Annotated in this window: 15 protein-coding genes; 3 read left to right on the plus strand and 12 right to left on the minus strand. The window is 70.7% G+C overall.

Annotated features, from left to right (window positions below; translation table 11 throughout):
• Positions 1-69 precede the first annotated feature (69 nt).
• From ilvC to ACFU6I_RS41925, 5 genes are all read right to left on the minus strand, one after another.
• Entirely contained in the window at positions 70-1,071 is a 1,002-nt protein-coding gene (ilvC, locus tag ACFU6I_RS41905; protein WP_345510181.1) for a ketol-acid reductoisomerase, read from the minus strand.
• Between the two features lie 101 nt (positions 1,072-1,172).
• Entirely contained in the window at positions 1,173-1,700 is a 528-nt protein-coding gene (gene ilvN, locus ACFU6I_RS41910; RefSeq protein ID WP_266981212.1) for an acetolactate synthase small subunit, read from the minus strand.
• A 22-nt stretch (positions 1,701-1,722) separates the two neighbouring features.
• On the minus strand, positions 1,723-3,579 hold the full coding sequence (locus ACFU6I_RS41915; RefSeq protein WP_345510182.1) for an acetolactate synthase large subunit: 1,857 nt from the start codon (positions 3,577-3,579) through the stop codon (positions 1,723-1,725).
• Between the two features lie 206 nt (positions 3,580-3,785).
• A complete protein-coding gene (locus tag ACFU6I_RS41920) occupies positions 3,786-6,722 on the minus strand; it encodes a putative bifunctional diguanylate cyclase/phosphodiesterase (RefSeq protein WP_384377770.1) in 2,937 nt (978 codons plus the stop codon).
• A gap of 186 nt (positions 6,723-6,908) precedes the next feature.
• Complete coding sequence (locus tag ACFU6I_RS41925) at positions 6,909-7,859, minus strand: 2-hydroxyacid dehydrogenase (protein ID WP_384377773.1); 951 nt, start codon at positions 7,857-7,859, stop codon at positions 6,909-6,911.
• Between the two features lie 118 nt (positions 7,860-7,977).
• Between ACFU6I_RS41925 and ACFU6I_RS41930 the strand changes: the two genes are divergently transcribed.
• The 3 genes from ACFU6I_RS41930 (at position 7,978) to ACFU6I_RS41940 (ending at position 10,590) form a co-directional block, all read left to right on the plus strand.
• Complete coding sequence (locus ACFU6I_RS41930; RefSeq protein WP_384377776.1) at positions 7,978-8,970, plus strand: aldo/keto reductase; 993 nt, start codon at positions 7,978-7,980, stop codon at positions 8,968-8,970.
• A 114-nt stretch (positions 8,971-9,084) separates the two neighbouring features.
• Positions 9,085-10,317, plus strand: a complete 1,233-nt coding sequence (locus ACFU6I_RS41935) for a PQQ-dependent sugar dehydrogenase (protein ID WP_384377779.1) — start codon at positions 9,085-9,087, stop codon at positions 10,315-10,317.
• Positions 10,318-10,347: 30 nt separating this feature from the next.
• Entirely contained in the window at positions 10,348-10,590 is a 243-nt protein-coding gene (locus tag ACFU6I_RS41940; RefSeq protein ID WP_384377782.1) for a DUF6191 domain-containing protein, read from the plus strand.
• A 62-nt stretch (positions 10,591-10,652) separates the two neighbouring features.
• On the opposite strand, the gene ACFU6I_RS41945 is transcribed toward ACFU6I_RS41940, so the two are convergent.
• The 7 genes from ACFU6I_RS41945 to ACFU6I_RS41975 form a co-directional block, all read right to left on the minus strand.
• Positions 10,653-13,775, minus strand: coding sequence for an AAA family ATPase (locus tag ACFU6I_RS41945; RefSeq protein ID WP_384377785.1), 3,123 nt, complete (start codon positions 13,773-13,775; stop codon positions 10,653-10,655).
• Positions 13,776-13,833: 58 nt separating this feature from the next.
• Positions 13,834-14,007, minus strand: coding sequence for a hypothetical protein (locus ACFU6I_RS41950; RefSeq protein ID WP_384377788.1), 174 nt, complete (start codon positions 14,005-14,007; stop codon positions 13,834-13,836).
• Positions 14,008-14,315: 308 nt separating this feature from the next.
• The gene (locus ACFU6I_RS41955) at positions 14,316-14,978 is read right to left on the minus strand and encodes a hypothetical protein (protein ID WP_384377791.1); all 663 of its coding nucleotides are present in this window, start codon (positions 14,976-14,978) and stop codon (positions 14,316-14,318) included.
• Positions 14,979-15,077: 99 nt separating this feature from the next.
• Positions 15,078-15,632 carry a GNAT family N-acetyltransferase gene (locus ACFU6I_RS41960; RefSeq protein WP_384377794.1) on the minus strand — a complete coding sequence of 185 codons (555 nt, stop codon included), beginning with the start codon at positions 15,630-15,632 and terminating at the stop codon, positions 15,078-15,080.
• Between the two features lie 21 nt (positions 15,633-15,653).
• A complete protein-coding gene (locus ACFU6I_RS41965) occupies positions 15,654-17,873 on the minus strand; it encodes an MMPL family transporter (RefSeq protein WP_384377797.1) in 2,220 nt (739 codons plus the stop codon).
• Positions 17,874-18,477: 604 nt separating this feature from the next.
• On the minus strand, positions 18,478-20,589 hold the full coding sequence (locus tag ACFU6I_RS41970; RefSeq protein WP_384377800.1) for a phosphocholine-specific phospholipase C: 2,112 nt from the start codon (positions 20,587-20,589) through the stop codon (positions 18,478-18,480).
• A gap of 141 nt (positions 20,590-20,730) precedes the next feature.
• Positions 20,731-21,969, minus strand: coding sequence for an SLC13 family permease (locus ACFU6I_RS41975; protein ID WP_384377803.1), 1,239 nt, complete (start codon positions 21,967-21,969; stop codon positions 20,731-20,733).
• Positions 21,970-22,046 lie beyond the last annotated feature (77 nt).

Genomic DNA, 22,046 nt, shown 5'->3' on the forward strand with positions numbered 1-22,046 from the left:
CTACCCGACGTTACCCGGAGTTCGCCGAAGGGGCCGGAGCGGGATGCTCCGGCCCCTCGGGCAGGCGGCTTACGCGTCCTCGTCGTTGACCCAGCTCATGAGCTTGCGCAGCTCACGGCCAGTGGTCTCCAGCAGGTGGTCGCTGTCGGCCTTCTTGTACTCGTTGTACTTGGGCAGACCGTTGTGGTACTCGGCCATCCAGTTCTTGGCGAAGGTGCCGTCCTGGATCTCGCCGAGGACCTTCTTCATCTCGGCCTTGGTGGCGTCCGTGATGATCCGCGGGCCGGTGACGTAGTCGCCCCACTCGGCGGTCTCCGAGATGGACCAGCGCATCTTCTCCAGGCCGCCCTCGTACATGAGGTCGACGATGAGCTTCAGCTCGTGGAGGCACTCGAAGTACGCGATCTCCGGCTGGTAGCCGGCCTCGGTCAGGGTCTCGAAACCGGCCTTGACCAGAGCGGCGGTACCACCGCAGAGAACGGCCTGCTCACCGAACAGGTCGGTCTCGGTCTCCTCGGTGAAGGTCGTCTTGATGACGCCGGCGCGGGTACCGCCGATGCCCTTCGCGTACGAGAGGGCGAGCGCCAGGCCGTTGCCCGAGGCGTCCTGCTCGACGGCCACGATGCAGGGAACGCCGCGGCCCTCCTCGTACTGACGGCGGACCAGGTGGCCCGGGCCCTTCGGGGCGACCATGCAGACGTCGACGTTGGCCGGAGGCTTGATGAAGTCGAACCGGATGTTCAGACCGTGGCCGAAGAACAGCGCGTCGCCGTCCTTGAGGTGGTCCTTGATGGACTCCTCGTAGACCTGGGCCTGGATCGGGTCCGGGACGAGGATCATGATGACGTCGGCCTCGGCGGCGGCCTCCGACGGGGTCACCACGCGCAGACCCTGCTCCTCGGCCTTGGCCTTGGACTTGGAGCCCTCGTGCAGACCCACACGGACGTCGACACCCGAGTCACGCAGCGACAGCGCGTGGGCGTGGCCCTGGCTGCCGTAGCCGATGACCGCGACCTTGCGGCCCTGGATGATGGACAGGTCGGCATCGTCGTCGTAGAACAGCTCGGCCACTGGGTCTTCTCCTTGGTGTGCAGGTGTTGCGTCCCACCGTACGGCGGGGTGCGTCAGAAACGTTTTCGGGTCTCGCCATACGAGCGGCGAGGGGGTGTCGGCTAGGCCGTACGGTCGAGTGCGCGCAGGGAACGATCGGTGATCGAGCGCGCGCCGCGCCCTATGGCGATGGTGCCGGACTGGACGAGCTCCTTGATGCCGTACTGCTCCAGCATCTTGAGCATCGCCTCCAGCTTGTCGGCTCCGCCGGTCGCCTCGATCGTGACGGCCTCCGGAGAGACGTCCACGGTCTTGGCGCGGAACAGCTGAACGATCTCGACGATCTGGGAGCGGGTCTCGTTGTCGGCGCGGACCTTCACCAGGACGAGCTCACGCTGGATCGCAGCGGAGGGCTCGAGTTCGACGATCTTCAGTACGTTGACCAGCTTGTTGAGCTGCTTGGTCACCTGCTCGAGCGGCAGGTCCTCGACATTCACGACGATGGTGATGCGGGAGATGTCGGGATGCTCGGTGGTACCGACCGCGAGTGAGTCGATATTGAAGCCGCGGCGGGAGAACAGGGCCGTGATCCGGGCGAGGACACCGGGCTTGTTCTCGACCAGGACGGAGAGCGTGTGCTTGCTGGACATGGAGTCGGTCTCTCTCTGTCTCTCAGTCGTCTTCGTTGTCGCCGAAGTCGGGGCGGACACCGCGGGCGGCCATGACCTCGTCGTTGGAGGTGCCGGCGGCGACCATCGGCCAGACCATGGCGTCCTCGTGGACGATGAAGTCGATCACGACGGGGCGGTCGTTGATGGAGTTGGCCTCGGCGATGACCTTGTCCAGGTCGGCCGGGTCCTCGCAACGGATCGCGTAGCAGCCCATGGCCTCGGACAGCTTGACGAAGTCCGGAACCCGGGTGCCCTTCGCCGGGGTGCCCTCGGTGTCGGCGCCGGAGTGCAGCACGGTGTTGGAGTACCGCTGGTTGTAGAACAGGGTCTGCCACTGGCGGACCATCCCGAGCGCACCGTTGTTGATGATCGCGACCTTGATCGGGATGTTGTTGAGCGCGCAGGTGGTCAGTTCCTGATTGGTCATCTGGAAGCAGCCGTCGCCGTCGATCGCCCAGACCGTACGGTCCGGCATGCCGGCCTTCGCGCCCATCGCGGCCGGGACCGCGTAGCCCATCGTTCCGGCGCCGCCGGAGTTCAGCCAGGTGGCGGGCTTCTCGTACTGGATGAAGTGCGAGGCCCACATCTGGTGCTGACCGACACCCGCCGCGAAGATCGTGTCCTCGGGGGCGAGCTCACCGATGCGCTGGATGACCTGCTGCGGCGAGAGGCTGCCGTCCTCCGGCAGGTCGTAGCCGACGGGGTAGGTCTCGCGCCAGCGGTTGAGGTCCTTCCACCAGGCGGAGTAGTCGCCGACGTGACCGTCGGTGTGCTCGGCCTGGACCGCCTGGACGAGGTCGGCGATGACCTCGCGGGCGTCACCGACGATCGGCACGTCGGCGGCGCGGTTCTTGCCGATCTCCGCCGGGTCGATGTCGGCGTGGACGATCTTTGCGTACGGGGCGAAGCTGTCCAGCTTGCCCGTGACGCGGTCGTCGAAACGGGCTCCGAGGGCGACGATCAGGTCGGCCTTCTGCAGCGCGGTGACGGCGGTGACCGCACCGTGCATGCCCGGCATTCCCACGTGCAGCGGGTGGCTGTCGGGGAACGAACCGAGCGCCATCAGGGTGGTGGTGACGGGCGCTCCGGTGAGCTCGGCGAGCACCTTCAGTTCGGCGGTGGCGCCGGCCTTCATGACGCCGCCGCCGACGTACAGCACAGGACGCTTGGCCTGGGTGATGAGCCGGGCGGCCTCGCGGATCTGCTTGGCGTGCGGCTTGGTGACCGGGCGGTAGCCGGGCAGGTCCTGGGTCGGCGGCCAGCTGAACGTGGTCTGTGCCTGCAGGGCGTCCTTGGCGATGTCGACGAGGACGGGGCCCGGACGGCCGGTGGAGGCGATGTGGAAGGCCTCGGCGATCGTGTGCGGGATGTCCTCGGCGCGGGTGACCAGGAAGTTGTGCTTGGTGACCGGCATCGTGATGCCGCAGATGTCGGCCTCCTGGAAGGCGTCCGTACCGATCGCCTGCGAGGCGACCTGGCCGGTGATCGCGACCAGCGGGACGGAGTCCATGTGCGCGTCGGCGATCGGAGTGACCAGGTTGGTGGCGCCGGGGCCCGAGGTGGCCATGCAGACACCGACCTTGCCGGTGGCCTGCGCGTAGCCGGTGGCGGCGTGGCCCGCACCCTGCTCGTGGCGGACCAGCACATGACGGACCCGGCTGGAGTCCATCATCGGGTCGTACGCCGGAAGGATGGCGCCGCCGGGAATGCCGAATACCGTGTCGGCCCCCACCTCCTCAAGAGACCGGATGAGGGACTGCGCACCCGTGACGTGCTCAACGGTGGCGGGGGACGATCCGCCGCTACGGGCCCGCGGCTGGGGATGGTGGGCCCCGGTGGCCTGCTCGGTCATCGGCATTCTCTTCTCGAAGCTGAGGGTTTTTGCGGGGTTTTGGGGTGTGCCGGTGCAACAAAAAACCCCTCGTGCCGTGAGGCAAGCGAGGGGAGCGCGCCGGTGCGGTCTGCAGAGTGTCAACGAGGGACTCTGCTTCAGCCGACGCGCTTTCCAAGTACGAGAATTCGGGTGCGCATGGCATTGACCCTCTCTCCGACGCGCCCAACGTGTCAAGTGGGTGGGACGGGCGTCTCACCATGTGAGCCGCTGAGGAGCGGGATCGAGCCGCCTGCCAGGACGGGCTGAGCAACCGGACCACCGGGCACCGGGAACTCGCCGCGGGCCAGTGCTCGGCGCAGCCGGTACTCGTCCAGCGGCCCCGAGAAGGCCATTCCCTGCCCGTGCGTACAGCCCATGGCGCGCAGCGCGAGGACCTGCTCCGGCACGTCGACACCGTCGGCGACGGACTGGAGACCGAGGTCGCAGGCGATCCTCAGCAGCCCACTGGTGATCTTGTGCAGCCGGGCGGATTCCACGACGCCCTCGACGAGGCCGCGGTCCAGTTTCAGGACGTCGATGGGGAGCCGGCGCAGCGCGTTGATCGCGGCGTAACCGCTGCCGAAGCCGTCGAGCGCGATCCGTACGCCGAGCCGCCGCAGAGCGACGAGGCGCTGTTCGAGCTCGTCGAAGGAGACCCGGGGGTCGCTGTCGGAGACCTCGATCATCAGCGCCCCCGAAGGCAGGCTGTAGCGGGTGAGGAGGGCCTCGACGGAGCCGAACGGCATCGCCCTGTCCAGCAGTCTGCGGGCGGAGAGCCGGACGGCCACGGAGACGTGGTGCCCGGCTCTGGCCCGGTCCGCGGCCTGCTCGACGGCCTCTTCCAGGAGCCAGCGACCGAGCTCGGCGGTGCGGTCGCTGTCCTCGGCGACACGGAGGAACTCGGCGGGGGTGAACAGGATGCCCTGGGCGGAGCGCCAGCGGGCCTGTGCGGCGACGGCGGCGACATTGCCGGTGGCGAGATGGATCACGGGCTGGTGGAGCAGGGCGAACTCGCCGTCCCGCAGCGCGGTGCGCAGCCGGGCCGCGAGCTCCGAGCGATGCGCCACGTCGGCCTGCATCTGCGGAGCGTACAGCTCCACGCGGTCCTTGCCGCCCGCCTTGGCCCGGTACATGGCGAGATCGGCGTTGCGCATGAGGTCGGTGGGGGTGATGGCGGGCTCGGCGAAGGCGACGCCGATGGAGGCGGCGACCCGGACCTCGCCGCCTCCGATCCGGTAGGGCCGGGAGAGCGTGAGGCGCAGCCGGTCGGCGATCTCGTGGACCTGGTACTCACGCGCCGACTGGTCCCGGGTGCCGTCGCCGAGGATCAGCGCCGCGAACTCGTCGCCGCCGAGGCGGGCGGCGGTGTCCCCCACCCGTACGGACTCCTGGAGGCGGCGGGCGGCCTGGATGAGCAGCTCGTCGCCCGCCTGATGGCCCAGCCGGTCGTTGACCGCCTTGAAGCCGTCGAGGTCGATGAAGAGCACCGCGGTGCCGGGGTCGCCGGAGCGGCGGCCACCGAGGGCCTGCCGGACCCGGTCGGTGAACAGGGCGCGGTTGGGCAGGTCGGTGAGCGGGTCGTGCTCGGCGTTGTGCTGCAGCTGGGCCTGGAGCCGGACCCGTTCGGTCACGTCCCGGCTGTTGAGGATCAGCCCGCCCTGGTGGCGGTTGACGGTGGACTCGACATTGAGCCAGTCACCGGTGCCGGACCTGAACCGGCACTCGATCCGGGTGGTGGGTTCCTCGCTGGGTGGGGCGGCCAGGAACCGCCGCACCTCGTGGACCACGCGCCCCAGGTCCTCGGGGTGGATGATCGAGGCGAGCTCGGCACCGATCAGGTCGTCGGCCTCGCGCCCGTACACCCCGGAGGCGGCGGGGCTGACGTACCGGAGTATGCCGGTGGGTGCGGCGATCATGATGACATCGCTGGAGCCCTGGACCAGGGAGCGGAAGTGGTTCTCCTTCTGCGCCAGCTCCTGGGTGAGGGCGATGTTGTCGACGAGCATGATGCCCTGCCGGACGACCAGGGCGAGCACCACCGTGCAGCCGGTGAACACCACGACGCGGTCCAACCTGCGGCCCTCGATGACGTTGTAGAGGATGCCGAGGGTGCAGACGGCCGCGGCGAGATACGGCGTCAGGGCGGCCAGCGAACCGGCGATCGGGCGGCTGGTGGCACGCGCGGCGGGGCGCTGCTGGACAGCGTTGTCCGAGGTCCGGTTCGCACCCCAGGGGGCGTACGCGAGGAGCAGCGACCCGGCGAACCATCCGGCGTCCAGCAACTGGCCGGAGTGGTAGGTCTGGCGGAGCAGCGGCGAGGTGAACAGCGCGTCCGACAGGACGGTCAGGGCAAGCGCAGCGATGGCGGTGTTCACCGCGGAGCGGTTCACGCGGGACCGCCGGAAGTGCAGGGCGAGGACCATGGAGACGAGCACGATGTCGAGCAGCGGATAGGCCAGCGAGAGCGCCACGCGGGCCACGCTCGTCCCTCCGACGTCCGCGAGGTGCGCGGCGTGGGCGAGGGCGAGGCTCCAGGACAGAGTCAGGAGCGATCCGCCGATCAGCCAGGAGTCCAGTACGAGACAGACCCAGCCGGCCCGGGTGGAGGGGCGTTTGGCGAGGACGAGCAGTCCGACGATCGCGGGCGGGGCGAAGCAGAGGTAGAAGGCGTCGGCGAGGGACAGGCTGGGCACCGGGAGCCCGAGCACGACCTCGTACCACCCCCAGACGGCGTTTCCCCCGGCGGCCATCAGCGAGGAGAGCGAGAACAGCAGCCAGGCGGGCCGGAAGCGGTTCTCCGCGGCGCGCGCGTAGAGGAAACAGGAGACAGCCGCGATCAGGGCGGCACCGCTGAGGCCGAAGTCACCCATGACGAGCGCCAGTTCGGGCGAACCCCAACCCAGCGCCGCCCCCACGGCGTAACCACCGCAGACCAGGCCGAGGAGGAGCTGTGAGACCAGCCCCCAGGCACCGCCGGCGGCCGGCTGCCGGGAGAGGAGCGCCCCGAGTGCGCTTGCCGGGGCGCTCACCGGGGTGCGCCCGATGTCATCGGATGGGCGCGGGCCCGGCGGGGCGGCCGGCCCGGCGGTCGCCGCCGACCGCCCTGTCGCGTCGGATCGTTCGTCCATCGGCGATACATCGCCCGTCGCCCCCCTCACCTTCCGCTGCCACCCCGGTACCGCCCCTTCCACAGCCCAGCCCCCCATCCGGGACGATACACCAGACTCGTCACACAGGGACATAGTGCCTCTACTCTCCGTGACTATTCGGGGAGTTGTCGACACGGTGCGCTACGGAACGGATCCGCAGCGTGGTCAGCCGGTGGTGAGTACAACGTTCTGCACCGGCTCCCCCGCTGCGAACCGGGTGAGCTGGCCGGCCAGCAGGCGCTTGGCACGCGGCAGGAATGCCGAGGTGCTGCCTCCCACATGAGGTGTGATCAGCACGTTCGGAGCATGCCAGAGGGGATGGCCGGCGGGCAGCGGTTCGGGGTCGGTGACATCGAGGGCGGCGCGCAGCCGGCCGGACTCGAGTTCGGACAGCAGGGCCTTGGTGTCCACGACGCCACCGCGCGCGACGTTCACGAGCAGCGCGCCGTCCGCCATCGCGGCCAGGAATTCGGCGCCCACCAGCCCTTGTGTGGAGGCGTTCAGCGGGGTGGACAGAACGACGATGTCGGCCTCGGGCAGCAGCGCGGGCAGGTCGTCGAGCGTGTGCACGGGGCCGCGCGCAGTTGTCCGTGCGGAGCGCGCGACGCGCGCCACCCGCGCACACTCGAAGGGCACGAGCCGGTCCTCGATGGCGGCGCCGATCGATCCGTACCCCACGATCAGTACGGACTTGTCCGCGAGCGCCGGGTAGAAGCCGGAACGCCACTCCTCCTTGTCCTGTCCGTGGACGAATCCGGGGAAGCCGCGCAACGAGGCGAGGATCAGGGCGAGGGTGAGCTCCGCCGTCGAGGCCTCGTGGACACCCTTGGCGTTGCACAGCCGCACCCCGGCGGGCAACCGGCCGAGCCCCGGCTGGACATGGTCGATGCCCGCGGAGAGCGTCTGCACGACCTGCACGGCCTCCATCCCGGCGAGCGGGCGGACCGCGATCTCCGGGCCCTTCATGTAGGGAACGACATAGAAAGCGCAGTCCGCGGGATCGGCGGGGAAGTCCTGCTCGCCGTCCCAGAACCGATAGTTGAGACCCTGGGGGAGTCCTTCGATCTCGTCGGCCGGAATCGGCAGCCATACGTCGGGAGTCTTTGTAGAAGTCATGGTCAGGAGGCTATGCGAAGCCCGCCGGGCGGCAGAGGTTACTTTTGGGTGCGGTGCGGCCCCCTGACGGCGGGGCCGAGTGCCTCGCCGGGCGGGGTACCAAGGAGGGTTCGGGGAGTTGGAGCGCAGGAGTCTCGGGGCGGCGGCGCTCGCCGTGGGTGCGGTCGGACTCGGCTGCATGCCTATGAACTGGGCGTACAGCGCGTCGCAGCAGCGTGGTGACCGTGCGTTGCGGGCGGTGCACGCCGCGCTCGACGCGGGTGCCGACCTGCTCGACACGGCCGACATGTACGGCCCCTTCACCAATGAGCTCCTGATCGGCAGGGCACTCAAGGGGCGTCGGGACGAGGCGTTCGTCTCCACCAAGTGCGGGCTGCTGGTGGGCGATCAGCACATCGTGGCCAATGGCCGTCCCGGCTATGTACGCCGGGCCTGTGACGCGTCGCTGCGCCGGCTGCAGACCGATGTGATCGATCTGTACCACCTGCACCGGGCCGACCCCGAGGTGCCGGTGGAGGAGACCTGGGGGGCGATGGCGGAGCTGGTCACCGCGGGGAAGGTGCGGGCGCTCGGGCTGAGTGCGGTCGGCGCACGGGCCTCGCGCCGGCCGGGGGCGCGGATGCATGACGGAACGATTCGGCAGCTGGAGCGGGTGCAGCAGGTCTTTCCGGTGAGCGCGGTCCAGGCGGAACTCTCGGTGTGGTCGCCGGAGGCGCTGGACGCGCTGCTGCCGTGGTGCGAGGCGCGGGGTGTGGGCCTGCTGGCTGCGATGCCGCTGGGGAACGGCTACCTGACGGGCACGCTGACGCCGGGCCAGGGCTTCGAGCCGGACGATCTGCGGGCCAGGCATCCACGGTTCACCGCCGAGATGATGGCGGCGAACCAGCCGCTGGTGGTGGGACTGCGCCGGGTCGCCGAGCGGCACGGGGCGACTCCGGCCCAGGTGGCGCTGGCCTGGGTGCTGCGGCAGGGCCCGCATGTGGTGCCGGTGCCGGGCACGAAGCGGGAGCAATGGGCGGTGGAGAACGCAGGGGCGGCCGGACTGGAGCTGACGGCGCGGGATCTGGCCGAGATCGCGCGGCTGCCGCGGGCGCGGGGGTCGTGGGACTGAGGGCGGGCGTGCGCGGGTCCGGCACCTGCCGGAAAAGTTCGTGTGCTTGCGGAACCCGGGGCCGGGCTGCGGTGTAGGAACAGTAGTCAGGCAGCCGTCGAAGGGACCGGTGCTGTGCGCATTGCTGTATTCGGATCGCCGAGAAGCCCTGCGGGACACCCCCGCATCCCCCCGGGCGCGCGCCGCGCTGCGGTGGCCGCGCTGGCTGCGGGCTCGCTACTGCTGTCCGCGGGGTGCTCGTCGAACGACGACTCGGAAAACACACAGGTCCGCCCCACGGGCGCACCCGCCACGGCGCCCTCGGCGCCCTCCTCGCCACCCTCCTCGCCACCGCCGGCGAAAGGCTCGGTGAAGGTGGTGTCGACGCTGACGGAGGGACTCGCGTCTCCATGGGGGCTGGCGGAGCTGCCGGGCGGTGATCTGCTGGTCTCCTCGCGCGACAGGAGAACGATCACCCGGATCGACGGCGGCACGGGAAAGCAGACACTGCTGGGCACGGTGCCCGGCGTGTCGCCCGCCGGGGAGGGCGGGTTGCTGGGGATCGCGGTCTCCCCGGCGTTCGGCACGGACCATCTGCTGTACGCGTACTTCACGACCGCGTCCGACAACCGCATCGCCCGCATGCGGTACGACGGGACCGGCAGAGCCCCCGGCCGGCAGCTGGGTGCACCGCACACGATCCTGCGGGGCATCCCGAAGGGCTACATCCACAACGGCGGCCGGATCGCCTTCGGCCCGGACGGCATGCTGTACGCGGGCACGGGCGAGACGGGACAGACCAGGGAGCTCTCACAGGACAAGAAGTCCCTGGCGGGCAAGATCCTGCGGATGACCCCGGACGGCAGACCGGCACCGGGCAACCCCGTGCCCGGCTCGCTGATGTATTCGTACGGGCACCGCAATGTGCAGGGTCTGGCCTGGGACGGACAGAAGCGGCTGTGGGCGTCCGAATTCGGGCAGGACACCTGGGACGAGCTGAACCAGATCGTGCCCGGAGGGAATTACGGCTGGCCGAAGTACGAGGGCAAGGTGGGCAAGGCGGGTTTCGTCGACCCCGTGGCCCAGTGGAGACCGTCCGAGGCATCCCCGAGCGGGATCGCCTTCGCCCGGGGCTCGATCTGGATGGCGGGCCTGCGCGGTGAGCGGCTCTGGAGGATTCCGCTGTCCGGCATCCCGAGCAGGGAACCTCTGGCCGCCCCGCAGTCGTTCCTTCGAGGGAAGTACGGCCGTCTGCGCACGGTGCTCGCCGCGGGCGGCGACAGACTCTGGCTGGTCACGAGCAACACGGACACCCGCGGCACCCCGAAACCGGGAGACGACAGAGTCCTGGTGCTCCGGGTGCGGTAGCGGCGACAGCAGGTGAAAGGGTGCGATCCGGTGTTCAACTTCTTCGAGGAACTCTTCGCCCCGGGCCGCAAGCACGCCGCGGAGGAACAGAAGCGGCTGGAGCTGACCCGGGTGGATCTGGGCACGGGCGACCCCGCCCGCGGCCCGATAGACCTGAGCTCGGGAAAGGTGACGGTGCGCGTCCCCGGACCCGAAGGTACCCCGTCATCCCCGCTTCAGGACCCGGAGGACACCGAGGCCCCCTCAAGCCGCTCTGGCCCGCACGGCGATTGAGGACGGAACGGTCACCGGACGGCCCGGGTACCCGTTCCCCGCACCGGCCCCGCCGAGCTCCTCTAACCCCGGTACAGGCGGAGGCGGTGCGCCAGAGCCGCAGCCTCGCCGCGGCTGGAGACACCAAGCTTTGCAAGGATGTTCGAGACATGCACGCTTGCGGTCTTGGGCGAGATGTACAGCTCCTCGGCAATCCGCCGGTTCGTATGCCCCGCAGCGACAAGCCGGTGCACGTCCTGCTCGCGCCTCGTCAGCCCGAACGACTCCACGGCCGCGACGGCCGCGTCCTGGAGCTGGTCCTCGGAGTGCTCCCGCTCCGCGGCCCCACCCGTGGAGCCCGCCTCGGCCGGGACGGTGACCGCGACCGGAATCTCGTCGGGGGAGGGGGCGAGCGTGATGCGCGCACGGCCGGCCAGCAGCTCGATGGTCTCGGTCAGCGGGCGCGCACCGAGCCGCTCGGCGAGGCTGTGGGCGTCGCGCAGGAGACCGGCCGCCGTGGCACGGTCACCGGAGGCGACGAGGATGGCCTCCGCCCAGCGGTGGTGGACCTGGGCCTGTTCGTACGGGCGGGAGAGGGGGGCGAAGGCGGCGGCCGCGCGGGACCAGTGCTCAGGGGTGTCGGCGCCTTCCGCCCGGGCCAGCTCGGCGTTGATCAGCAGACCGTACGCGGCCCAGACCGGGACGAACATGGGCAACTGGCCCAGGTGCTTGCGGATGAGGGCGAGGACCGCAGGCCGGCCTGGCTCCATGGCGGGCAGCCCGCGGGCGTCCGCCTCCGCCGCGGCGGCGGTATGGAGGAGCGGCAGCGCGTACCGCTGGGTGCCGGGCGGGAAGCCCTGCTCCGCCTGTGTCTCGAAGACGGCCCGCGCCTCCGGGAGGCGCCCCTGCTGCACGGCCAGAGTCATGGCATGGCGAACGGGGTTGATGAGGTGCTGGGGCTGCGGGTCGCGTGAACCGAAGTGCCGCTGAGTGAGCGCGAGCTGGACCTCGGCCTCGGCGAAGTCGCCACGGGCGAGAGCCAGCTCGGTGCGGAGCGAGGCCACGAGGCCCTGCGCCTTGCGGGACTGTGCGGTGCGGGCCGCCGTTTCCGTGGTCGCCCGGCTCTCGTCCCAGTGGCCGAGGGAGAAGTACGACGTCGCCTGGTTGGTGCGGACCCACACCTCCATGTCGGCGACACCGTGGCTCTGGCAGACCTCGATGCCGTGATCCGCTGCGGCGACCGCTTCCAGGGAGCGGCCCATGGCTTCGAGCGTCGAGGGGAGATTGATGCTGGCGCGGCCCATGATGCCCACCAGGTGGAGTTCATCGGCCCGGTCGCGCACGGCGTACATCTCGGCGATGCCCTCGTCGATACCGCCCGCATCGGCAGTGAGCCAGCCGCGGGTGAGCCGGGCGTGGAGCTCGATGTACTCGTCGCCGACGAGCTGCGCGTACTCCACGGCCCGGTCGACTGCGGCGAGCGTCTCCGCGCCGGGGCGGTGCAGGGCACCCCATCCGGCCACGCTCATGAGGACGTCGGCATGAACGGCGGACGGGGGCAGGCCACGGACCAGGTCCTGGGCGATGGCCAGTTCCTGCCAGCCGTCGCCCCGGGTGAGGTCCTGCATCAGCCGGGAGCGCTGCACCCAGAACCAGGCGGCCCGCAGCGGGTCGGGGTCGTCGTCCAGGACCCGTATGGCCTTCTTGGAGATGGCGAGGGCGCGTTCGCGTTCGCCGCCGAAGCGGGCGGCGACCGTGGCTTCGGCCATCAGATCGAGATAGCGGAGCGGGGTGGTCTCGGGATCGCAGCCACAGGCCGGGTAGACCTCTGCGTAGTCGATGGGGCGCAGGGTGCGGCGTATCTCGTCGGGGACGTCGTCCCACAGCTCCATCGCGCGTTCCAGCAGCCGGAGTTGCTCGGTGAAGGCGTAGCGGCGGCGGGCCTCGACGGAGGCCTTCAGAACGGCGGGGAGTGCCTTGGCCGGATCGTGGGCGCCGTACCAGTAGCTGGCCAGGCGCGTCGCGCGTTCGCCCGCGCGGACGAGCGTGGGGTCGGCCTCCAGCGCCTCGGCGTAGCGGCGGTTGAGGCGCGAGCGTTCGCCGGGCAGCAGGTCGTCGCTGACGGCTTCGCGGACCAGTGAGTGCCGGAAGCGGTAACCGTTGCCCTCCCCGGTGGTGAGAAGCAGGTTGGCGCCGACGGCTCCGCGCAGCGCCTCGATGAGTTCGTCCTCGGTCAGTCCGCAGACCGCGGCCAGCAGTTCGTACTCGACGGTGGAGCCGCCCTCGGCGATGACCCGGGCGATCTTCTGGGCATCCTCGGAGAGCGCTTCGACGCGGACGAGGAGAAGGTCGCGGAGCGAGTCGGAGAGTCCGGCGCTGTCGCCGCACTCCAGGCTGCAGGCGAGCTCTTCGACGAAGAAGGCGTTGCCGTCGGAGCGTTCGAAGATCTCGTCCACGAGGGCGGGCTCGGGGGTGGCCGCGAGGATGCCGGTGAGCTGACGACGGACCTCGGCGCGGTTGAACCGGGCGAGTTCGATCCGGCGGACGGTGCGGAGGCGGTCCAGTTCGGCAAGGAGGGGGCGCAGGGGGTGGCGGCGGTGGACGTCGTCGGCCCGGTAGGTGCCGATGACCACGAGGCGGCCGCTGCGCAGCGTGCGGAAGAGATAGGCGAGGAGGTGGCGGGTGGAGGCGTCGGCCCAGTGCAGGTCCTCCAGGACGAGAACGACGGGCCGGTCCGCGGAGATGCGTTCCAGCAGCCGGGCGGTGAGCTCGAAGAGCCGGGCGGTGCCGTGCTCGTCGGTGGCGTCCCTGTCGGCCTCGCCGAGTTCGGGGAGAAGCCGGGCCAATTCGCCTTCCTGCCCGGCGCAGGCTGCGGCCATCTCGTCGGGCAGGGTGCGGCGCAGGGCGCGCAGGGCCGTGGAGAACGGGGCGTACGGCAGCCCGTCGGCGCCGATCTCCACGCAGCCGCCGACGGCGACGGCGGCGTCGCGGCGGCCGGCCTCGATCAGGAATTCCTCGACCAGCCGCGTCTTGCCGACGCCGGCCTCGCCACCGATGAGCAGCGCCTGCGGTTCTCCGCCGGGCGCCCCGGCGCTGTCGGGGTGTCCGGCGGTGGCGCGGACGAGCGCATCGGTGAGCGAGGTGAGTTCGCCTGCGCGACCGACGAACACGGGACTGACAGACCTGGTCTCCACGTCGCTGAGCATCGCACATGGGTGCGACACCGTGACGGCGAGAGGGAAATCGGTGCTCATCGCACGCCCGTTACGCGGCGTGGACGAACCGGTCCCGAAGCGAACTCACCACCCCCTCGTCCTCCTTGCGTCCGGTCCGGCGAGCGGCGCGGCGGTCCCGGCGGACCTGTCGGAGGACGCGCTCGCGCTCGGCCCGGTGCAGAAGTTCGGCTTCCCTGATCTTGTGGAGGTCGTACGTGTACATGTGGTTCTCCTGGATGTCGACGGCCCGGTGGGGGCCGGTGGAGGGGCAGTTGGTGCGACGGGCCCGGTTCTGCCGGGCCCGTCCTCTGCCGTGCCTCTACTTTCGTCTTCCAGGGGGTGTCGCCGCATCGGGCGACTTCCGCATCTCTGCGGGGCGGGGGGCCTTAGTCGCAGGCGGCAGGTGCCGCATCCGGACCAAGGCCCCCCGGGTGAATGCCTTAGAGGAGCGCCGGTCGGTGCGTACCGGCCGATCGGCCATCCCTCACGGCGACCCGATCACCCGCCCCGGCTGCGGCCCGACCGCCCGTCTCAGCCGGTTGCGCTCGCGGTCGGCAGGGCGACGATGAGGTCGAAGTACATGCCGACGGAGATCAGTACGCCGAGGACACCGAGTGCGATTCCGGCGGTCGCCACGGCGCGGACCCAGCCGGGCTGCGGGTCCTTGGCGGGTGCGCCGAACGCCGGGCGGACCAGGGCGAAGACGCCGACGAGCAGGGCGAGGAGCGCGAAGAGACCGTTGACGAGGGCGGTGGAGTGCCAGGCGTCGCCGTAGATCTCGGAGATCTGTTGGGCCACGGAGCCACCGGAGGCGGTCTTCATCTGGCCCAGCAGGGTCTCCCGCTCGGCGGCGACCCGGCCCGACCATGCCCCGGTGAGGCCGACGACGCCGAGGCCGGCGGCGACGACGGCCGCGGCGGCAGCACCGAGCCCCGACGGCGCCCCGTCGACGTCGTCGTCCTTCGGATCGAAGTCGAGGTCCGGATCGGAGTCGGTATCGGCGCCGCTGTCGTGATTGGGACCGTCACCGTCGCCCGGCACCCGCCTGCCCTCGGCTTCGCCCCCCGCCTCGTCGGAGGCGTCCGACGCGCCCTTCACAGGCGTGGCGGACGTCGCGTCCGTGGCTTCGGGTGCCTCGGTGGTGGGGGCTTCGGTGGTGGGGGCTTCGGTGGTCTTGGACGTCGTGGGGTTCATGCGCCGCACGCTAGGCGGCCCGGATGAGAACCTTCTTAGAGGAGCTCACACAATGGGCGTCCGGCCCGGAGCGGACCCGCTCCGGGCAGCAGCCCCGTCTCAGCCCTGCTGAGCGCGCCACTCGGGGGCCAGCACGGACCAGATCTCCGAGTCGTGCCGCGTCCCCCGGTACGGGTAGCTCTCGCGGAGTACCCCGTCGCGCGTCATACCGAGCCGCTTCGCGACCGCGACACTGCGGGTGTTGGCGGAGGACGCGACCCACTCCACGCGGTGCATCCCGCGCTCCTCGACCGCCCAGTCGATCAGCTTCCGCGCCGCCCGGGTCACCAGACCGCGCCCCTCTCCCGCGGACTCCAGCCAGCAGCCGACCTCACAGTTCCCCGACTCGGTGTCGAAGATCCGGAAGAGGACGCCTCCGACGAGCGTGCCCTCCAGCCAGATGCCGTACAGCCGGCCCGTGTCGGCGGCCTGCTTGTCGGCGTACCTCTGCAGCAGGGCGCGCGCCGATTCGAGATCGGTGGCGAAGGCCGCGAACGGGATCCACGGGTCGACGAGCTCGCGGGCCCGGTCGATGTGTGCGAGGAACTCCTCCGCCTGCCAGACTTCCAGCGGGCGCAGCTCCGCACCGTCGTCACCCAGGGATACCGCGAACATCGTGCTCCTCCAACTGCCTCGTCAGTGGACGCGCTGCGCGGCCGGTTCGTCGTCCTCGCTGCTGCGCGCCGAAAGAATTTTCGCATGCGGGGCCCGGCAGTCGGGCGGCTCGATGCTGATGCGCGGAAGCCATCGGTCCAGCCGACGCGGCAGCCACCAGTTGGCGCCGCCCAGCATGTGCATCAGGGCGGGAACCAGCAGGGTGCGCAGGACGAAGGCGTCCAGGGCGACCGCGGCGGCAAGTGCGATGCCGAACATCGCGATGACTCGGTCTCCGCTGAGGACGAACGCGAGGAAGACGGAGATCATGATCACCGCGGCGGAGTTGATCACCCGGCCGGTCTCGGCGAGGCCGACCCGGACCGCCCGCCGGTTGTCGCCGGTCTCCAGCCACTCCTCGTACATCCGGCCGACGAGGAACACCTGGTAGTCCATGGAGAGGCCGAAGAGCACGGAGACCATGATGACCGGGAGGAAGGGTTCGATGGGACCGGCGCTGCCCAGCCCCAGCAGTTCGCTCCCCCACCCCCACTGGAAGATCGCGACGACGACGCCGAAGGAGGAGGCGACGGCGGCCACGTTCATCGCGGCTGCCTTCAGCGGGATGCCGATCGACCGGAACGCCAGCAGCAGGAGCAGGCAGCCGAGCCCGATGACGGCGCCGACGAAGAGCGGGAGTTTGCCGATGATGATCCGGGCGAAGTCGTCGTAGCCGGCCGTCGCACCGCCCACGTACGCGTGCAGCGAGGTGTTCTCCTCGGTGTGCGGCAGGACGTCCGTGCGCAGCCGGTCGACGAGTGCGCTGGTCTCCCGCGACTGCGGCGACGAGGCCGGGACGACGGTGACGAACGCCGCGTCGCCGCTGTTGTTGTACGTGACGGGGCTGACCGAAGCGACACCGTCGACGGCCCGGAGGGTGGCGGGCAGACCGTCCATCGCGAGCCGGTCGTCGGCCCCGTCGAGCTGCGCGGCGATGGTCAGCGGGCCGTTGACGCCGGGCCCGAATCCATCGGCCAGCAGATCGTACGCCTGCCGGGTGGTGGACGACGCGGCGTTGTTGCCCTGGTCGGAGCTGCCGAGGTGGAGCGCGAACGTGGGCAGTGCGAGGACGAGCATCACCACGGCGGCAACCGCGCCGAGCAGTTTGGGGTGGCGTTCGACAAACGCCGACCAGCGCGCGGCGAAACCGGTGGGCAGCTCGGGCTGTGGTCCGTGCTCGGCGAGTTGTTTGCGCTCGCGCCGGTTCAGCGCCCTCGTCCCGATGAAGGAGAGCAGCGCGGGCAGCAGGGTCACCGAGGCCGCCACGGTGAGCACCACGGTGAGCGAGGCGGCGATCGCGACGCCGTTGAGGAACCCGAGCCGCAGGATGAGCATGCCGAGCAGTGCGATGCAGACGGTGGCTCCGGCGAAGACGACGGCGCGCCCGGTCGTCGCGACGGCGTTCTGCGCCGCCTCCGCGACCGACATGCCGCGCCGCAGTCCACTGCGGTGCCGGGTGACGATGAACAGCGCGTAGTCGATGCCGACGCCAAGGCCTATCAGCATGCCGAGCATGGGAGCGAAGTCGGCGACGGTCATCAGATGCCCGAGCAGCACGATGCCCGCGTACGCCGTGCCGACCGAGACGAGGGCGGTGGCGATGGGCAGCAGGCTGGCGGCGAGCGAGCCGAAGGCGAGGAAGAGGACGACCGCGGCGACGACCACTCCGACGGCCTCGCTGAGATGGGCGGACGGTGCCTCTGTGAGGGCGACGGCGGAGCCGCCCAGCTCCACCTGGAGTCCGTCGCCGGCGGCCGCCTTCGCGGTGTCGACGACGGCCCGGGCCTGCTGCACCGGGATGTCGTCGGCCTGCCGGTCGAAGGTGATCGTGGCGTAGGCGGTGTGTCCGTCCTCGCTGATCTGCCCCGCGCCTGAGCCCCCGTAGGGCCCGGTGACGCCGCCGACGCCGGGCAGTTGCTCGATGGCGTGGAGGGTCCGGGTCATCGCCTGCCGGACGTCGGCGGCCCGGACGGTGGAGTCGGTGGTGTGCCAGACGACGGTGTCGGTGTCACCGCCGAGGTCCGTGAATCCGCTCTTCAGCAGTTCGGTCGCCCGCCCGGACTCGGTGCCGGGCACCTCGTAGTTGTTGGAGTAGGCGGACCCCGCGAACCCCGCCGCGGTGGCCGCCCCGCCGAGGGCGAGCAGCCAGATGAGGACGGCGAGGAGACGGTGCCTGATGCACCAGCGGGCGATGGCAGCCAACGGACGTGCTCCCTGGTGGTTCGTGGATCTTTTTCGGGAGATCTGATGAACGGCCCGCAAAGAACACATGACCTGGAATCGTCACTCTGGCAGTCGGCAGTGATCCTTTGCCCGTTTCGTGGCGATGCTCACAGGGACTGATATTTCCCCTACACGCGCCGCCGGACACCGACCGCGCGTCGCCCCCCGGCGCCTCGCCCCACCGCGACTCCTCCCCCGCTTCCTCCTCCGCCTGCAGCTCGTCCTCGTACTGCTCCTCGATCTCGGATCTCGGCGATGCCCTTGGCCACGGCCTCCGCGGGACGGACGGGACAGGTGCGCCGCTCGCTGCCGAAGCCGCCGTCGTTCTCGGGGGCGGGGCAGATGCCGGGGGCGTGGACACGGATGCGTCTCGTGCTCGCACGGCCGCGTCTCCAGTGCCTGCGCCGCGGCGCCGAGCGCGTCGACGGCGGCCCGCCCGACCGCGGCGCCCCGCCGCCGGACGACGTACGGCGCCATGCCCACCGGGGCGAAGGTCAGCGGGACGGTCTGCTCGCCGCCCGGTTCGGCGGCGAGCAGGCGGGCACGCGGCGCGGTTCGGCGTGTCCGCGGTGGTGTCCGGCGGTCAGCCCGAGACGCTCGCCCGGCCGTTCTCGATGTGCCCCATCAGCCGGCGGCGGAACACGTCGTCCCCGTCGACGGAGACGGACAGGTCGTACCAGCCGTGTGCGTCGGCGGCCGAGTGGACGACCGTACGGCTCCGGCCGGGCTTGACCTTGATGGTCCGGGTCCAGTCGCGCAGGTCCGCCTCGTCGACGTACCCGAGCGGCCGGACGGTGAAGGTGAGCGTCCGCTGCCCCGTGTTGCGCAGGGTGACGTGCAGATCGCGCTCGTGGGCGTCGATCCAGGTGGCGACCTCGGGTCCGCCGGTGGCGGGTCCTGCGAACTCGCGTCGGAAGCCGTTCGGTCCGGTCACCGTGAACCGGTACGCGTCGCCGGTCAGGGGGACCGTCCACTGCGCCGTGCCCCGTACATCCTGGTGCTGCGGTACGGAGAACTCGCCCGCGTACGGGTACAGCGCGAAGTGTGCCGATGAACGGCCCGTGTTGCTGAGGGCCACCCGCACCGCCCCGTTCGCCACGGTCGACTGGGCGTCCGGCTGGTACGGCAGCGGGCGGGCGGGCCGGACGCCGGGCTCCTGTACGGGCATCTGCTGGACGGCCGGCGGCTTCGGCTGCCAGCGTCCGCTGAACGCCGGAATGGCGCCGGGCTGCTCGACCTCGGGCCTGCGCAGCCCGCGCGTGAAGTCGAACGCAGAGGTCAGATCACCGGTGACGGTGCGCCGCCAGTCGCTGATGTTCGGCTCCTGCACACCCGTCCACCGCTCCAGGAAGCGGATCACCGAGGTGTGGTCGAAGACCTCGGAGCAGACGTAGCCGCCCACGGTCCACGGCGACACGACGAGCAGCGGCACCCGCACGCCGAGGCCGGTGGGCTTGGAGTCCCACTGTTCCTCGGTCACCTCGGGCGGCGCCACGGGCGGCGGGACGTGGTCGAAGAAGCCGTCGTTCTCGTCGTAGTTGATGATGACGGCGGTGTGCCGCCACACATCGGGGTGCTTGCCCAGCGCGTCCAGGACCTTGTAGACGATCGTCGCGCTGTGGATCGGGGAGGAGACGCTCGGGTGCTCCGAGTCGACCGCCGACGGCACCAGGTAGGAGACCTCGGGCAGTGTGCCCGCCGCCACGTCCGCGGCGAACGCGTCGGCCAGCGTGCCGGTCTCGACCCGACGCAGCGCCCGCTCGAACAGGCTGCGTTCCGTGTCCGTCAGCGTGGCGACACCGCCCTCCAGCAGACCGAGCAGCCTGGCCCGCTCCGCCGCGTCGTCCGTGTCGCGGACGGCCGCGTAGAAGGACTCCATGTAGGTGTGGCCACCGGTCTTCGCCAGCGCCTTGCGGGCGATCGCCTTGAAGGTGGCGAAGAACTCGATCTGGTTGTCGGTGAAGTTCTCCCACTCGGTGTACGTCTTCCAGCTGTGCCCGGCCTTCTCCAGCCGCTCCGCGTACGTGGACCAGTTGTACCCCGGATGGGTTCCCTCGCTGTACGCGTCGTTGCCGACCGCCCGCTTGCCGTTCGCCTCGAAGCCCGTCTTCCCGCTCCACAGGTGGTTGCGGTTGGGGCTGGTGGAGGTGTGGATGGACGAGTGGTAGGCGTCGCAGACGGTGAAGGTGTCGGCCAGTTCGTAGTGCAGCGGGATGTCGCGCCGGTCGTAGTACGCCATGGTGGCGGCCGTCTTCGCGGTCACCCAGCCATTCATCCAGCCGCCGGCCCATGCCTTGCCGCCGCCGCTCCAGGAGTGGTCGAGGGCGCCGATGTACTGGAGATCCTTCTTCTGCGTCGCGGCGGCGTCCCGGACCGGGAAGGGCAGCACGGAGGTGCCGGCCGCGCCCGGCTGCTCGAAGACCGGCTTTCCGGAGGGCAGCTCGATGGCGTTGCGGTCGCCGAACCCGCGTACGCCGCGCAGGGACCCGAAGTAGTGGTCGAAGGAACGATTCTCCTGCATCAGGATCACCACATGCCTGATGTCCCCGAGCCCGCCGCCGGACCCCGCCGCAGGCGAAGGCTGTGCGGCCATCGCGGCCTGCAGCGACGGCGGCAGCAGCGAACCGGCCGCCGCGACGCCGAGCGCGCCGCCACCGAGTGCGAAGAGCCGTCGCCGTGAAATGTCCGTGGTCAAGTTGAGCCTCCCGAGTCCGGTCTTACAGCCGGGAAGCTAATGAAGTCAGGTGGCTGCGGAAAGGCCACCGCACGGCCCGGCGGTGAACGTCCAAGAGGTCGCCCGGGAAAGTCCAACCCGCTTACCCGGTGAGGATGCCGGTCACACGCCGATCGTGTGCAGCGCTCCCCACAGTGCGAGCGTCGACGCGGCCAGGGTCCCCGGTACGGTCAGCAGCCCGAGCCGGGTGAAGTGGCCGAGCTCGGGCGCGGCGCCGTGGGCGTGCAGGATGCGGCGCCAGAGCAGGGTCGCGAGCGAGCCGACGTAGGTGAGGTTCGGGCCGAGGTTGACCCCGATCAGGGCGGCGAGCAGCGGTCCCGGTCCGGCCGCCGCGACAACCGGGAGCAGGGCCAGGATCGCGGGCAGGTTGTTGATCAGGTTGGCGAGCACCGCCGCCACCGTGGCCACCGCCAGCAGCGTCGGCAGTGACGAACCGTCGGGCAGAAGTGCGCCGATCCCGGTGCCGAGGCCGTGGTCGACGACCGCCTTGACGACGACGCCCAGGGCGAGCACGAACAGACAGAACAGCGGGTGAGCGGCGTGCACCAGCCCCTTGACCGTGGTCTTCCGCTGTCCCAGCGCGCGGACCGCGAGAACGGTCGCCCCGGCCAGCGCCGCCCACAGCGGTTCCGCTCCCGCGAACGAGGTGACGACGAAGCCCGCCAGCGTCGCGGCGAGCACGACGAGGGTGAACACCGGGACGCCGGGCCCGCCCTCGTCCGGCTCCGGCGGGTGCGCGCCCGCTGCCAGGTCGGCGGCGAAGACGCGGCGGAAGACGACGCACTCGACGGCGATCGCCGCCAGCCACGGCAGGGTCATCAGCGCGGCGAAGCGGGTGAAGGAGAGGCCGCTCGCGGTGAACGCCAGAAGGTTGGTGAGGTTGGAGACGGGAAGCAGCAGGGACGCCGAGTTGGCGAGATGGGCGCAGGCGTAGACGTACGGGCGGGGACGGGCGCCGACGCGGGCGGCCGTGGCGAGGACGACGGGTGTCAGCAGGACCACCGTCGCGTCCAGGCTGAGCACGGCCGTGATCAGCGCGGCGACGACGAAGACCCCGCCGAGCAGCGGCCCGGTCCGCCCTCGGCAGAGCCGGGCGACCAGATGACCGGCGGCCACGAACAGTCCTTCGTCGGCACAGAGCTGGGCCAGCACGAGAATGGCGGCGAGGAAGCCGACCACCGGCAGCAGGCCGCCGATCTGAGCCCGGGCCTCGGCGAACGGCACGGCGCCGATGACGACGACCAGCAGGGCCGCGGGTACGGCAACGGTCGCCTCGGGCAGCCCTCCGGGGCGTACGACGGCGAACGCCAGCACCGCGAGGAGCAGCGCGACGGAGACGATTTCGGTGGTGACGGTGTACAGCGGACTTTCTCCGGGCGCGGAAGGAACAGGAAGGGGCGGTGCACCCGGTCAACGGG

It is taken from the genome of Streptomyces sp. NPDC057486, assembly GCF_042802415.1.
Lineage (GTDB): Bacteria > Actinomycetota > Actinomycetes > Streptomycetales > Streptomycetaceae > Streptomyces > Streptomyces yanii.